Origin of the sequence: Streptomyces sp. NPDC048370, from assembly GCF_043200825.1 — a bacterium.
GTDB lineage: Bacteria > Actinomycetota > Actinomycetes > Streptomycetales > Streptomycetaceae > Streptomyces.
Genome location: NZ_JBICYI010000002.1, coordinates 121553 through 136425 on the forward strand (window position 1 = coordinate 121553; position 14873 = coordinate 136425).

The 14873-nt window shown below is 72.6% G+C and carries 12 protein-coding genes and 1 riboswitch; of the genes, 6 read left to right on the forward strand and 6 right to left on the reverse strand.

Features of this window, described 5'->3' with window-relative positions; all coding sequences use genetic code 11:
* Positions 1–169 precede the first annotated feature (169 nt).
* Together ACGFYP_RS04420 and ACGFYP_RS04425 are read left to right on the forward strand one after the other, a co-directional pair.
* Entirely contained in the window at positions 170–2194 is a 2025-nt protein-coding gene (locus ACGFYP_RS04420; RefSeq protein ID WP_393486283.1) for a phosphocholine-specific phospholipase C, read from the forward strand.
* Positions 2195–2473: 279 nt separating this feature from the next.
* Positions 2474–2660, forward strand: a riboswitch (cyclic di-AMP (ydaO/yuaA leader).
* A gap of 4 nt (positions 2661–2664) precedes the next feature.
* Positions 2665–3534: a transglycosylase SLT domain-containing protein gene (locus tag ACGFYP_RS04425; RefSeq protein ID WP_393486285.1), complete on the forward strand. Its 870-nt coding sequence runs from the start codon at positions 2665–2667 to the stop codon at positions 3532–3534.
* Between the two features lie 21 nt (positions 3535–3555).
* Here ACGFYP_RS04425 and ACGFYP_RS04430 read toward each other — a convergent pair whose 3' ends face one another.
* From ACGFYP_RS04430 to ACGFYP_RS04455, 6 genes are all read right to left on the reverse strand, one after another.
* Positions 3556–4833 carry a phosphoribosyltransferase family protein gene (locus ACGFYP_RS04430; protein WP_393486287.1) on the reverse strand — a complete coding sequence of 426 codons (1278 nt, stop codon included), beginning with the start codon at positions 4831–4833 and terminating at the stop codon, positions 3556–3558.
* 62 nt (positions 4834–4895) lie between these two features.
* On the reverse strand, positions 4896–6008 hold the full coding sequence (locus ACGFYP_RS04435) for a CapA family protein (RefSeq protein WP_393486290.1): 1113 nt from the start codon (positions 6006–6008) through the stop codon (positions 4896–4898).
* A gap of 42 nt (positions 6009–6050) precedes the next feature.
* The gene (locus ACGFYP_RS04440; protein WP_393487450.1) at positions 6051–7346 is read right to left on the reverse strand and encodes a serine hydrolase; all 1296 of its coding nucleotides are present in this window, start codon (positions 7344–7346) and stop codon (positions 6051–6053) included.
* Between the two features lie 257 nt (positions 7347–7603).
* The gene (locus ACGFYP_RS04445) at positions 7604–8521 is read right to left on the reverse strand and encodes an AAA family ATPase (protein WP_361963954.1); all 918 of its coding nucleotides are present in this window, start codon (positions 8519–8521) and stop codon (positions 7604–7606) included.
* Between the two features lie 3 nt (positions 8522–8524).
* Complete coding sequence (locus ACGFYP_RS04450; protein ID WP_393486293.1) at positions 8525–9745, reverse strand: RNA ligase; 1221 nt, start codon at positions 9743–9745, stop codon at positions 8525–8527.
* A gap of 30 nt (positions 9746–9775) precedes the next feature.
* Positions 9776–10177, reverse strand: a complete 402-nt coding sequence (locus tag ACGFYP_RS04455; RefSeq protein ID WP_393486295.1) for a hypothetical protein — start codon at positions 10175–10177, stop codon at positions 9776–9778.
* A 149-nt stretch (positions 10178–10326) separates the two neighbouring features.
* On the opposite strand from ACGFYP_RS04455, the gene ACGFYP_RS04460 reads away from it, so the two are divergent.
* From ACGFYP_RS04460 to ACGFYP_RS04475, 4 genes are all read left to right on the forward strand, one after another.
* Positions 10327–10950: an ankyrin repeat domain-containing protein gene (locus ACGFYP_RS04460; protein WP_393486297.1), complete on the forward strand. Its 624-nt coding sequence runs from the start codon at positions 10327–10329 to the stop codon at positions 10948–10950.
* Between the two features lie 56 nt (positions 10951–11006).
* Entirely contained in the window at positions 11007–12143 is a 1137-nt protein-coding gene (locus tag ACGFYP_RS04465) for a hypothetical protein (protein ID WP_393486299.1), read from the forward strand.
* A 275-nt stretch (positions 12144–12418) separates the two neighbouring features.
* Positions 12419–13669: an amidohydrolase gene (locus tag ACGFYP_RS04470; RefSeq protein WP_393487453.1), complete on the forward strand. Its 1251-nt coding sequence runs from the start codon at positions 12419–12421 to the stop codon at positions 13667–13669.
* A gap of 110 nt (positions 13670–13779) precedes the next feature.
* Entirely contained in the window at positions 13780–14718 is a 939-nt protein-coding gene (locus ACGFYP_RS04475) for an endonuclease/exonuclease/phosphatase family protein (RefSeq protein ID WP_393486302.1), read from the forward strand.
* Positions 14719–14873 lie beyond the last annotated feature (155 nt).

Genomic DNA, 14873 nt, shown 5'->3' on the forward strand with positions numbered 1-14873 from the left:
TGCGCGAGACGCGCATTGGTTCATATGCGAACCAATCAGATCCCCACTACCTGCCACCCCTCGGAAGTTCATCCAAGACTTACCGCACGGAGGTATACCTTTAAGCTCCCCTCCCTCATCCTGTCCACCGTGTGCCAGTGGGGCACCCGGTGACACGAGAGGCGGGGCATTGACTCCTATCAGCCGCAGGGGATTCGTCGGGATCGGGGCAGGGCTCGCCGCGGGCGCGGCGCTGCCGACGGGCTCGGCGACGGCCGCCGCCGCAGCCGCGACCGGCACCATCAAGGACGTCAAGCACGTCGTGGTGCTCATGCAGGAGAACCGCAGCTTCGACCACTACTTCGGCCGGCTGCGCGGCGTGCGCGGCTTCGGCGACCGGGCCGCGGGCAACATCCCGGGCGGCTGGGGCACGTTCAACCAGCCCAACTGGGGCGGCCGTCAGCACCCGTGGAAGCTGAGCGCGACCCCGCCGGCGGGCGGTGTCGACGGGGAGACCCTCGCCCAGTGCAACGGCGACCTCCCGCACAGCTGGACCTCGCAGCACGCGGCGTGGAACAAGGGCCGGATGGACAACTGGGTCACGGGCGTCGGCAACACCCGGACCCTCGGCCATCTCGACCGCGGCGACATACCGTTCCACTACGCCCTCGCCGACAACTACACCGTCTGCGACGCCTACTTCTGCTCGGCGCTCAGCGCCACGGGCCCCAACCGCACCTTCCTGTGGAGCGGGAAGATCGACGCCTCCAGCAAGGACGGCGGCGAGGAGTCCGGGCTGACCTGGGAGACGTACGCCGAGGCGCTCCAGCGCGCCGGTATGAGCTGGAAGGTCTACCAGAACGCCCAGGACAACTACGGCGACAACGGCCTCGCGTACTTCAAGAAGTTCACCGACGCCCGGCCGGGCGATCCGCTGCACGACCGCGGCATGGGCTCGGTGCCGAAGGTCACCGGGTCCACTCCGGACGACATCGCCGCCGCGATCCGCGCCGACGTGGTCGCGGGGACGCTTCCGCAGGTCTCGTGGGTGGTGGCGAGCGAGGCGTTCTCCGAGCACCCCTACGCCCCGCCGGGCGACGGTGCGCACTTCGTCGACCTGGTCTACCGCGCGCTGGCCGCGAACCCCGAGGTCTTCGACTCGACAGTGCTGTTCCTCAACTACGACGAGAACGACGGGTTCTTCGACCACGTGCCGCCCCCGGTCGCCCCGCCGGGCACTCCCGGCGAGTACATCGACGGGGTGCCGATCGGCCTGGGCTTCCGTGTCCCGATGCTCGTCATGTCTCCCTGGACGCGCGGCGGTTGGGTGAGCTCGGAGGTCTTCGACCACACCTCCGTCCTGCGCTTCATGGAGACCTGGACGGCCGCCCTCGGGACCCCGGCCACCTGCCCGAACATCAGCGCCTGGCGGCGGAAGGTCACCGGTGACCTGACGGGCGTCTTCGACTTCGCGCGCCCGGTGTACGGCGTCCCCTCGGGCCTGCCCTCCACGGCCAAGGTCATCGGCCAGGACACCTGCGGTCCGCTGCCCAACCCGGTGCCGCAGGACAACGCCCTGCCGGCGCAGGAGAGCGGGACACGTCCGGCGCGCGCCCTGCCGTACCAGGTCAACGGAAACCTCGACCGGTTCGAGTTCGGGGCGGCGGGCAAGATCCTCGCCTGGTTCTCGATGACGAACCAGGGCGCGCAGGCGAAGCGGCCCGCGCACGTCACGATCCACCCGCACCAGCACCGGGACACGGCGGCCTGGCAGTACACGATCGACCCGGGCGCCACGTCCACGGACTACTTCAACATCGGGCTCGGGTCCGGTTCGGGCAAGTACGACATCTCGATGATGGGGCCCAACCGCTTCCTGCGGCGCTTCATCGGCGACGCGTCCAAGGCGGGCAAGGCGATCGAGGTGGCGGCGCGGTTCGCGACCGAGCCGGGCACCGGGAAGACGGCGATCTTCTTCAAGCTGACCAACACCTCGGCCGGTCCTGTGACCTTCACCCTCCGCTCGAACGCCTACCGCACGGACGGACCGTGGACGTACACGGTGCCGGCGAACTCCTCGCGCGAGGACTTCTTCAACGCCGTGGCCTACAACGACGGCTGGTACGACTTCACGATCCTGGCCGACATCGACGGCACGTGGTCGCGCCGCTACACAGGCCACATCGAGACGGGCGCCCCGAGCATCACCGGCTGACGCACGTACTCCCACAGTTCTGAGCAAATGGGGCACAAGGGGTTTTTACTCCCCCTTGTGCCCCATTTCTCAACTCGGCTGAATTTCCCTGCATGTCCGATATGGGATGGCGGGTGAGGTGAATCACCCCGAGGGTTCCACCGATCTTCCTGTACGCCCCGTCCCCTTGCCCGGCAAGGAAGTTCGGCGCGGCACGCACGGTGCGGAACTCGGCCTTGAATAACCCACGCATTCGACGTCTTGTTTCTGTCGACATTTCTCGCCTACGGTCACCTCGACCCGGACGGATCGCCGAATCCTGCCACCGTCCGAAAAGACCGCTCATTCACCCGAAGGCAGGAGCGGGGGACCCACCATTTCGCCGGTCCGGTTTTTCCGGCACGGCTCGGGGTGAAGTCACGCATGCGTGACCGGGCATCTCCAGCCCGAACCCGACAGCTCACCCCGCAGGCGCCGGAGAGGACTGCATCATGCCCGCACACGGTAAGCACCGGCGCCCCAAGAGAAGGCCCCTGACCCGCGGTCTCGCCCTCGCGAGCACGGGCGGCGCCGCCCTGGCCCTGCCCCTGGTCGCCACGGCCACCGCGCACGCGACGCCCCGCACGGCCCCCGAGATCGCCCCCGTCGAGAAGACCGTTCTCAGCGCTCCGGCGAAGATCGCGGAATCCATTCCCGCCGCGCAGAATTCCGCCCCCGTCACGTATACCGTCACCCGTGGCGATTCCCTTTCGATGATCGCGCACGAGCAGAGCGTGGAGGGCGGCTGGAAGGCCCTGTACCGCGCGAATCGCGCGGCCGTGGGTGACAACCCGTCACTCATCCACCCCGGTCTGGAACTGACGCTTCGCGGAAAGGCCGCCACCGCCCCGAAGAAGGCGAAGTCCCAGGCCCGTACGACGAGTACGGACCGGGCCGACCGCTCGCAGCAGCGCAGCGCCGCTCCGGCCGCGGCCGCCCCCGCGAAGGCGGCGCCCGAGAAGGCGAGCACGCAGGCGACCCCGGTGGCCGCGAAGAGCTACACCAACGACCTCGACGGCTGGATCCGCGAGTCGCTGGACGTCATGCAGAAGTACGGCATCCCCGGTACGTACGAGGGGATCCAGCGCAACATCATGCGCGAGTCCTCCGGCAACCCGCAGGCCATCAACAACTGGGACTCCAACGCCGCCAAGGGCACCCCGTCCAAGGGTCTGCTCCAGGTGATCGAGCCGACGTTCCTCGCGTACCACGTGCCCGGTACCTCGATGGACCTCTACGACCCGGTCGCCAACATCACCGCCGCCTGCAACTACGCGGCGGACCGGTACGGCTCCATCGACAACGTCGACGGACCGTACTGACAGACGGTTCGGAGCAGCTCGTCAGAAGTGGTCGGCGAACCAGCCCGCGGCGAGTTCGCCGACCTGCTCCAGCGTCCCGGGCTCCTCGAAGAGGTGCCCGGCGCCGGGGACGACGACGAGCCGGTTCTCGCACCGCAGGTGGCTGCGGGCCTCCTCGTTGAGGTCCTGTACGAGCGGGTCGTTGCCTCCCACGATCAGCAGGGTGGGGGCGCGCACCTGGCCGAGGCGCGGGCCCGCGAGGTCCGGGCGGCCGCCTCGGGAGACCACGGCGGCCACTCCGGACAGCGGGTCGGCGGCGGCCCAGAGGGCGGCCGCCGCGCCGGTGCTGGCACCGAAGTAGCCGGTCCGCAGCGCGTCGAGGCCGGGTCGGCCGCCCAGCCAGCGGGTGGCCCTGGCCAGCCGGCCGGCGAGGAGTTCCGTGTCGAAGACGTTGGCGCGGTCGGCCGCCTCTTCCTCGGTGAGCAGGTCGAAGAGGAGCGTGCCGAGCCCGGCCCGGTTCAGGCTCTCGGCGACGGCCCGGTTGCGGGGGCTGTGCCGGCTGCTGCCGCTCCCGTGGGCGAACACCACGATCCCCGGTGCTCCCTCGGGCACCACCAGGTGGCCCGCGACCTCCACCTCCCCGGCCGGGATGCGCACCTCCGGGTCGTCGTCGCCCCGGCCCTGCCCGGCGTGGTGGCGCTCCAGGCAGGCGACGACCTCCTCGTCCGGGGTCTGTGAGAAGTCCTGGTAGAACTGGCCGATCGCGTAGAAGAAGTCCGGCTCGTGGACGCTGACGGCCTCGTCCGCCTCCCTGCCGATCCGCTCCCGCCAGTCGCCCGGCGCGACCGGCACCGCGAGGACGATCCGCGCGGCCCCCTGGGCGCGCACGACCCGGCAGGCCGCGATCGCCGTGGCGCCCGTCGCGAGCCCGTCGTCGACGACCACGACGGTCCGCCCGTCGAGCCGGGCCGCCGACCGGGCGCCCCGGTAGCGCCGCGACCGCTGCCCGAGGACGACCCGCTCGCGGGCCTCCACGGTGGCGAGGTCCCCGGCGGAGACACCGGTGTCGGCCAGGACATGGTCGTTGAGGACCCGTACGTCTCCTTCGCCGATGGCGCCCATGGCCAGTTCCGGCTGGAACGGCACCCCGAGCTTGCGGACGAGACAGACGTCCAGCGGAGCCCCGAGTGCGTCGGCGACCTGTTCGGCGACCGGCACCCCGCCGCGCGGAAGTCCCAGGACCACGACGTCACGGCCCTTGAGGTGCTCCAGGCGTGCGGCGAGTTGCCGTCCGGCGTCCGTGCGATCGGTGAAATACATGTCCTGCTCGTCTCCCTGGTCCTGAGCGTGCGCGCAGGTGGGTGGGTGCGCGCCGCCGCCCGTCAGGCGGGGCGTGCGACGAGGGTTCCGTCCTCGTCGAGGTCGACCTGCGCACCGTAGGGCCGGCTGGTCCGGCCGAGTACGTCGTGGAGCCAGCGCGTGTCACGGCCGGGGGCGTGCTCCAGCCGCATGCGCCGGGCCCGCAGGGGAATGATGCGTACCTCCTGGAGTCGGCCGTCGTCGGACCTCACCGAGACGAGGTACAGCAGCCGCAGGTCGTCGCGGTACTGCTCGTAGCCGGTGATGCCCTCGTAGTCGTTGATCAGGTCGCCGCAGCCGTGCAGGACGAGCTTGCCCCGGTGGATCTCCAGCGGCCGGGGGTGGTGCGAGGAGTGTCCGTGCACCACGTCGGCACCGGCGTCGATCAGGGCGTGTCCGTAGTCGACATCGGTGCGGGAGAGCGCGTACCCCCAGTTCGAGCCCCAGTGGAGGGACACCAGGACGATGTCGCCGGGGCGCTTGGCGTCCCGGATGCGGGTGAGGAGGCGGGCGGCGGCGGTCGCGGTGGGCCCGGCGGCGTAGTGCACCCCGCCGCGGTGCGCGGTGGCGGCCCAGTCGCGCGGGATGCCGCTGGAGGCCATGCCCAGGGCGTACGCGACGAGCCGACCGCCGCCGGGCAGGTCGACGATCGCGGGCCGGGCCGCCGCCTCGGCGTCCTCGCCGGCGCCCACCGTGCGTACTCCGTGCTTCGCCAGGGTGTCGAGGGTGTCCGCGAGGCCTTGGCGGCCGTGGTCGAGGACGTGGTTGTTGGCCAGGGCGCAGACGTCGGGGCGGACGGCGGTCAGGCTCGGGAGGTTCTCCGGGTGCATCCGGTAGTGGATCGCCTTGCCGGGGGCGAACTCGTCGCTCGTGGTGACGGCCGTCTCCAGATTCGTGACGCGGACGTCGGGTGCGGCGGCGTCGAGGGCGTCGAGCGCGACGCCCCAGGGGTAGCCGAAGTCCGCGCGGTGGGGAATCGGGCCGTTCACGGCCTCGGCGAGCGCCACATAGGACCGTGCATCGTGCACGTACCGCTCGCGCAGGGCCGGGTCGCCGGGGTGGGGAAGGATCTGGTCGACTCCGCGGCCGAGCATCACGTCGCCGCAGAGGAACAGTCCGACCAGGTCACCGCCCATGTACCCAGGGTAGACGCGGCGCGCCCCGCGGGCCTGGGCGGTTCATGTCCTGGGGGTCGGGGCCACGGGCAGGTTGTACACGTGGTCGGGGCTCACGATCTGCGTGATCGCCTTGCCGAAGAGCGTGCTGGGCTCCACCCCGTCGTGCAGGATGTCCGTGTTCAGCATGACGACCATGGTGGCCCGCGCCTCGGGCATGTGGACCACCAGGGACTCGTAGCCGGGCAGCGAGCCGTTGTGGCCGATCCAGCCCTGGACGTTGAAGATGCCGAGGCCGTATCCGGCGCCGGGGATCCCCGTCGGCTGGGTGATCAGGCGTTGGGCCTGGGTCTCGGGGGTGAGCAGGGTTCCGGTGGCGAGGATACGCGCCCATGTGTGCAGGTCCCCGAGCTGGGAGATCATGGCTCCCGCCGCCCAGCCCCAGGAGGGGTCCCAGTCGGTGGAGTCCTCGACCTTCCCGGACGCCGTCTGGTTGGTGTAGCCGTGGGCGTGCGGGCTGGGGAACTCGGCGCCGGTCGGGAAGAGCGTGTGACGCAGGCCGGCGGGCTCGATGACGTTCTGCTGGATGAAGTCGTTCAGCGGCAGCCCGCCTTCCTCCTCCACGACGAGCCCGAGGAGGATCAGGTTGGTGTTGCAGTACTCGAACTGCGCCCCCGGCTGGAAGTTCACGGGGTGCTTGAAGGAGTAGTCGAGCAACTCCTGTGGCGTGAAGGGCCGGTCGGGGTCGGAGGTCAGCGCCTTGTAGAACCCTTCGTCCGCCGAGTAGTTGAACAATCCGCTGCGCATGCCGGCGAGTTGACGGAGCGTGATCTTGTCGCCGTTGGGGACTCCGTCGACGTACTTGTCGATCGTGTCGTCCAGGCCGACCTTGCCCTGGTCGACCAGTTCGAGCAGGGCGGTCACGGTGAACGTCTTGGTCACGCTGCCGATCCGCATGTAGAGGCCCGGGTCCATGGGCACCCGGGTGGTCTTGTCGGCGACCCCGAAGGAACGGATGTAGGTCCCCTTGCCGGGGGCGGACAGCGAGACCATGACCCCGGGCACGTCGGCCTCGCGCATGACCTGCTGGATCGCGGTGTCCAGGCGGCCGGCCACCTCCGGGGTGAGCTCGGCGAAGTCGCCATTCGTGGCGGAGGGGGCGAGCGCGGACGGGTCGAGCGCGGAGGGGGCGAGGACGGACGGGGCGAGGACGGACGGGGCGAGCGCGGACGGCGCGGGTACGGAGGGGGCGGGTACGAACGGGGCGGGTACGGACGGGGCGAGTTCCCCGGCGCTGTACGCGGCCACGGGGGCTTCCACGGAGAAGGCCGCGCCCGCCGAGACGGGGACGGCCAGCATGCCGGTCGCGGCCAGAACCACGCAGACCCGGCGCCACCGCGCGTGCGACGGCGAGTGCGACGGCGAGTGCGCTTGCGAGTACCTCACGGCAGGCCTCCTGCCAGACGAGGACGACTCCCCTCCCTCAGGCTAGGCCGGTGCGGCGGGCCGTGCACGGCGAGTGCCGTCGGTCCACCGGTGGGCACAGCCACACCGTTGGACCGCCGGTCCCTGCTCCTCCCTGCCGCGCGAGCCGGCCCGGACCTCCTCGACGCGGCTCAGAAGTTGCCGTAGTTGACCTGCCAGGTCGGCAGGCCCATGTGGCGCCAGAGGGCGACGACGCGGTCGCGGTCGTCAAGCGAGACCCGTACCGCGTAGCGGTGGCGGATGTGCGCGTCGAACAGCTCGGCCTTGACGATGTCGTCGCCCCTGCCGTCGTCCGAGGCCCTCATCCACAGCTCGTCGTACGGCACTTCGTGGCGCGCGAGCCAGGCCTCGGTGAGCGCGCGGTGGTCCTCGCTGCGCCCGGACAGCAGCACGATCGTGTCGTTGTCCGCCTTGCGGAAGGCGCGCAGCGCGCGGGCCACCGAAACGTTCAGCAGGTCGAGGTCGCAGCGCGTGAAGTCGTACGGGCCACGGTCGCCGCGCAGGGCGAGCGTGCCGTCGATGTCGCAGAGGACGGCCGACGGGAGCGCCGGGTCCGGGACGTACGGCGCGGCGACCGGCCGCGCGTCCAGCCACTCGGCGGTCAGTCGCCAGCCGCCGCGGGTCGCCTTGGCGTGCTTGTCGGCGAGGATGCGGATGATCTCCTCGCCGACGGAACGCTCGCGCTCGGCGTCGCGCCGTACGCACTCCTCGACCGGTACGTCGGTGAAGTCGTGCACCACGAAACGGGCGTCGAGGCCGACGACGGCCGCCTTCAGCCGCTTGGGGATGTGCGGGGTGAGGTGCGTGTTGTCGACGACCACGTCGAATCCGCCCTCGACGGCCGAGCGGACGGCCGCGTCCTGGATGGCGAGGACGGTCCGCTCGTGTGCGTGCGAGCGGCCGCGCTCGGGGGCCGGGACGTCCAGCATGGTGCGCAGGTCGTCGAGGTTGACGCGGCGCATCCGGCCCTCGGACTCCGCCTGCAGCCGACGGGCGGCCGTGGTCTTCCCCGAGGCGGGGAGCCCCGTCATGACATGTACTTCGGGCACAGCTCAGTTCTCCAGGTCGGTGGTGTAAGGGTCGGTCGCCTCGGGCCTGACGGTACGCCAGACGAAGAGATCGGTCGGACGTCCGTCGAGGCGCAGGAACATCGCCGACCGGACGTCGGCGTCGACCGGCAGCGCCTTGACGGCGCGGGCGAAGGCGCCCCGGTCCCCGGCGAGGTGGACGATGCTCGCGTAGGCCCGGTCGATGGCGCGTTCGCGGTCCGCGGCCTCGCCCTCCAGGCGGGCGACGACCCCGCGCACCCAGGCGTCGAACTCGTCCGGCACCTGCTCCAGGAGGGCGTCCAGCGGTCGGCCGCCGGCGGACGTGACGCCGCCGAGTTCGGCGACCGAGAGCCCCAGGCCCTGCGCGAGGCGCTTCACGGCCGTACCGGCGAAGCGCTGGATGCCGTGGCTGCGCCAGATGTCCCGCTCGGTGACACCGGTGAGGACCTTGTGGAGGCGTACGTACTCGCTCAGCTTGGCCTTGGCGCGGACACCGGAGGCGTAGCGCAGCACGAAGCCCTCGGCGTCGGTGCCGGTGGCGGGACGGCCGCCGGGCAGGGTGTTCGACTCGGTGTGGGCGAGCAGTTCGTCGAGAGGCATGGCGGGCCAGGTCCGTACGACGGAGCCGATCTCCGTCCAGTCGGCGGCGGCCTCGGCGAGCGGGATCTCGGTGCCGTCCGGGCCGAAGGCGGCGAGCAGCACGAGGTCCCGGCGTTCGCCGTAGTCGACGACGATACGGTTCTGCGGGTACAGGATCTCGGCGAGGTAGGTGACGCCGGGCGTCAGGGCCCCGGTGTCCCGGCCGTCGAGCCGGCGCTGCGCCCAGGTCGCCTGCGCGCTGATGAAGGACCCCTTGGACGCGACCTGCCAGCTGCCCGCGTAGTGGAAGATCACGGCGAGGCTGCCGTCGACCTTGTCGTAGACCTCGAAGGGCTCGTCGGGCAGCGCGGGCGCGTAGGGCTGACCGGACTCGTGCTCACCGATGTTGAAGAACTTGGGCAGGGGCAGCGCGACGATCGCGCCCGTCGCGTCGTCGGCGACGAGCCCACGGCAGCGCGTGGTCACCTGGTTCCAGATCCGCTCGTACTGGCACGCCCGCGTGTACGTGTAGATGGACAGCGGCAGTTCGGGGTGTGCCTTGCGGGTGACGTGCCCGGCGTCGATGGCGGCGGCCAGCTCCTGCGCGGGCAGCAGCTCCTGGAGCGTCAGCTGCGCCTGGCTCATGGGTTCCTCCTGGTCAGTGGTGACTCATTGTCACCTGCGGAGGGCGTCGCCCGACAACGGTTTTCCGGGCGGCTCGCGGGTGGGGGCGGCGGCGGGGATGGGGGCGGGGGCGGGCGGCGAGCAGCGGGCGGATCCGGCGCGCAGCGCGGGCGCCGGGCGGCGGCGGGCGGCGAGCACGGGGGGACGGCGAGGACAGGGGCGGGCGGAGAGCAGCGGCGGATCCGGCGCGCAGCGCGGGCGCCGGGCGGCGGCGGGCGGACCCTGCACGCAGCGCCGGCGGCAGGCGGCGGCGAGCACCGGGGGACCGCGAGGACAGGGGCGGTCGGAGAGCAGCGGCGGATCCGGCGCGCAGCGCGGGCGCCGGCGGCGAGCCGCGGCGCCGGGCGGTGGGCGCAGCGGCGGGTCGTCCGATCGGTTGACACGGCGGTCCACCGATCGGGCCTCCACGGAGATCCACAGGATCGACCGGGGGCAGGCGCCCGTCGGCCCACGATGGCGGGGAGAGCGGACCGCCTGCCTCCGCCACCCACCGGGAAGGGACGACGTCCGTGCCGCTGACCGCCGCCAGAAGGAGAACCGCCATGGATGCGAACGACCGGCTGCTGCTCGCGGCCGCCCACCGGGGAGACACCGCGGAGATCCGGGCGGCGCTCGACGCCGGCGCGCACGTCGACTGCCGGGACGCCGAGCTGCGCACCCCGCTGCTGCTGGCCGCCCTGGCGGACCGGGTGGAGGCCGCGGCCCTCCTGGTCGAGGCGGGCGCCGATCCGGACGCGCGGGACAGCCGGGCGGGCACGCCGTGGCTCGTCACCGGGGTGACGGGCAGCGTGCCGATGATGCGCGTACTGCTCCCGGCGGGCCCCGACCTGACGCTGACCAACCGCTTCGGCGGCACCTCGCTGATCCCCGCCGCCGAGCGCGGCCACGTCGCGTACGTACGGGCCGTGCTGCGGGAGACGGACATGGACGTCGACCACGTCAACCGGCTCGGCTGGACCGCCCTCCTGGAGGCGGTGATCCTCGGCGACGGCGGACGGCCGCACGAGGAGGTCGTCGAGCTGCTGATCACCGCCGGGGCGGATCCGCTGCTCGCGGACCACGACGGGACCACGCCGCTCGCCCACGCGCGACGACGCGGCTTCACCGGCATCGCCGGACTCCTCGCGGCCGCGACGGCCCGTTCCGGGCGGGAGACCTCCCGATGAGGCGCGTACCGAGGAAGTCCGTACCGAGGAAGCGCGCATCGCACACGACCGTACGGGTGGGGGCACGCGGACGCGTCCTCGCGTCGGTCGCCGCGCTCGCAGCAGTCCTCGTCGGGTGCGCGGCGGACGCGGGCGCCGACGCGACACCCCGTGGAACCTCGGCCTCCCCCACCTCCCCCACCTCCCCCGCTCCGACCACCGGTTCAGCTGCCACGCCGACTCCGGAAGGCACGCTCGTCGTCGCCGACTTCGGTTCCGACACCGTCACCTTCGTGGACCCGCGACACGGAGAGATCGGCTCCTTCGAGGTGGGCACGGCGCCGTACGGCCTGGCCGTCGGCGCGGACGGGCGCGCCTGGGTGGCGACCGCCGAGGGCGTCGCGGTGGTCGACACCCGGACCCGCACACGGCTCGCCCTCGTCCCGTACGAGACGGACAGCGGTCCTGCCGAGACCGGCGAGTACCGGGGCGGAGGCATGGGCATCGCGCTCTCCCCCGACGGCCGTCGGGCGTACGTCGGGGTCAACGTGCCGGGCGGGAACGGCACCCTGGAGGTGATCGACACGGCGAGCCGTGAGGTCACCGCGACCGTCGACGTGGGACGGCGTCCGTTCGACGTCGACGTGGCGCGGGACGGCTCCGAGGTGTACGTGACGGACCACGACTCCTTCGACGTGACCGTCGTCCGCGCGGACTCGCTCTCGCCGCGTCGGATCGAGGTCGCTCCTTACGGCACGGAGGGCGGCCTCGGCTCGTGGCTCAAGCCGCACTACGCGGTCGTACGGCCCTCGGACGGCCGGCTGTTGCTCCCCTTCGAGGGCGAGCGGCTCGTGGTGGTCGACCCGAGGACCGGACGCTCGGAGATCGAGCCGATGACCGCCGACACCCACCAGCACGGCGCCACGATCACACCCGACGGCACGCTGCTCGTCGTCGGGACGGGCCCGATCGACCCCTCCGAGGACGAAGGCCCCTCGCTCACGGTCCGGGCGCCCGACGGCACCGAGCGGGTGTACCCGCTGGACGGTCCGCACGAGGACGTGGCCGTGTCGAAGGACGGCCGCACCGCGTACGTCACCGGCGGCTTCACCCGCGACGGCTACTGGGACGGCATCACCGTCGTCGACCTCCCGAGCGGCGAGACCACGCGCCTGGCCGCGGGGACACGCCCTCTCGGCATCGCGGTCCTGTAGCGGGACGGACCGGGCGGGACCGAGCCGGGACGGACCGGGCCGGGACCGGGACCGGGACGGACCGGGCCGAGCCCTTCGCCCGGCCCTCCGTTCGACCGCCCCTCCGTCCTCCCGTCGTCCCATCCCCCCGCCCTCCGCTCCCATCCCCCCGCCTTCCGCTCCCGTCCCTCCGTCGCCCCGTCCCCCCGCCCTCCGCTCCCGTCCCTCCGTCGCCCCGTCCCTCCGTCGCCCCGTTCCTCCGCCGGTGCCGTGGTACATCACCTGCACCAGCCCCCATCCCCTCGACGAGGAGAGCCATCGTGGTCCCGAACCCTTCGTCCGCCACCACCGCGACCGCCACCGTCTTCCGCGACGTCCGCCCCTGGGGCGGTCCGCCGGCCGACCTGATCGCGGTGGACGGGGTGCTGGTCGCGGACGAAGCGATCGCGGCGGGCACGGTCGTGGAATACGTGGACGGGGCCGGCCGTCTCGCGCTACCGACCCTGGTCGACGCGCATCTGCACCCCGACAAGACGACGTGGGGCGAGCCCTGGCACAGCCGCAGGCCGGCACGCGGCATCGCCGAGTACGTCGAGGGTGACGTGGAGCTGTACCGCGCCCAGCGCACCCCTCTCGCCGAGCGCGCGCCGCGGCTGATGGCGCACGCGGCGGCCCGGGGCACCCGGGCGATGCGGGCTCATGTGGACGTCGCCCCCGCCTACGGTCTCGAAGGGGTCGAGGGCGTCGCCGCCGCGCGGGAGCGGCTGCGCGGTGTCGTGGACGTCGAACTGGTCGCCTTCCCGCAGCACGGCGTGGGGCGCACCCCGGGCGTGGCCGAGCTTCTTGAGGAGGCGGCGGCCCGTGGCCTCGTCTCGCACATCGGCGGCATAGACCCGGCGGGCTTCGACCTGGACGGCGCGGGGCGCGACGGCGCACAGCTCGACACGGTCTTCGGCATCGCGGCACGTCACGGCCTTGGGCTCGACATCCACCTCCACGACCCGGGCGAGCGGGGCCTGGCGCCGCTGCGCGACATCGCCGCCCGCACCAGGGCGCTGGGTCTTGGCGGCAAGGTCAACGTGGGGCACGCGTTCGCGGTGGCCGAGCTGTCAGGCCCCGAGCTGGACGAGATCGCTGACGTACTGGCCGACGCCGGGGTCTCGCTGACCACGGTCGCGCTGTCGGTGAAGACCGTGCTCCCCTTCCGCCGCCTCGCCGAGCGCGGGGTGACGGTGGGCCTGGGTTCGGACGGTGTACGGGACAGCTGGAGCCCGTTCGGCAACGCGGACATGCTGCACCGGGCCTGGCTGGCGGGCTGGGCCCTGGACGTCCGGCTCGACGAGGAGCTGGAGGCCTGCTTCCGGCTCGCCTCGGACGGCGGCGCGGACCTCCTGGGCCTGCCGCGCGCCGACCTCCGGCCGGGCTCGCCCGCCGACTTCATGCTGGTGGAGGGCGAGTGCGTGGCCCAGGTCGTGGTCGACCAGCCGCGCCGCGAGCTGGTGGTCCGGGCGGGCCGCGTGGTGGCGGAGGACGGCCGGCTGGTCTGAGGCGCGGTGGACGGCGGGCCGTTCCGGGGCAGCGCTTCGCGCCACCCGCGCCACCCACCCCGGGAACTGGATCACGCACGTCGGCGTCCCCTCCCCCAAAGGGGGTCGTTGTGGAGGGGACACGGAACAAGCGCGGGCTGCTCACGGCGGTCGTCGTGGGCGTCGCCGGCGTGCTGCTGCTCGTCCATCGTTGGGTTCCCGGGCTCCCGGGCAACCTGATGAGCCTGGTCGAAACGTTTCTGCCGTGGCTCGGCCTCGCCGTGCCCGTCGGCCTGCTCGTCGCCGCCGTCCGCCGCTCGCTCCTCCCGGCCCTCGTCTGCCTGGTCGTCGGCGCCGTCTGGGTCGGGGTGTTCCGCGGGCCCCTGGGGTCATCCGATGGCCCCCAGACGTACGACCTGACGGTCGTCCAGCACAACGTGAGCGACGAGAACACCAGCCCGTCCCGCGTCGCACGGATCCTCCTCGGCCCCGACCCGGACGTGATCGCCCTCCAGGAGCTGACACCGGAGAGCCTGCCCGCCTACCGGATCGTCCTCGACCCCACGCATCCGTACCGGGCGACCGTGGGGACCGTCGGGCTGTGGTCGAAGCACCCGCTGACGGACATCGCGCGCGTCGACCTCAAGCCGGCGGCGGTGGAGGCCGGCTGGGACCGCGGCCTGCGGGCCGTCGTCCGCTCCCCGCACGGGGACGTGACGACGTACGTGGCGCACCTGCCGTCGGTCCGGGTCCGGGCCGGCCAGGGGTACGCGACGGGGTGGCGCGACGAGAGCGCCGCCCGGCTCGGCCGGGCGCTGGCGGCCGACCAGTCCGCGGCGGTGCTCGTCCTCGGCGACCTCAACGGCACCGTCGACGACCGGGGCCTGGCGCCCGTCCTGTCCGAGGTGCGCGGCAACCGCGACGACTTCGCCTTCTCCTGGCCCACGAGCCTGCCCCTCGCCCGCATCGACCACGTCCTGGCGCGCGGCGCCGCCGAGGTCGGCGCGACCTGGACGCTGTCCGACACGGGCAGCGACCACCTGCCGGTGGCGGCGCGCGTCCGGCGCTGACCGCCGCCACGCCCCACTCGTCACGCGCAACGCGTCCAGCCCCACACGTACCCCCCTCACGCCCCACACGTCACCCCTCCCTCACGCCACTCCGCAGCCCCGCCGTCATCCGGTCGGTCGCCCAGCGTTGGCCCCACCGGCCCGGGGTGACGAGG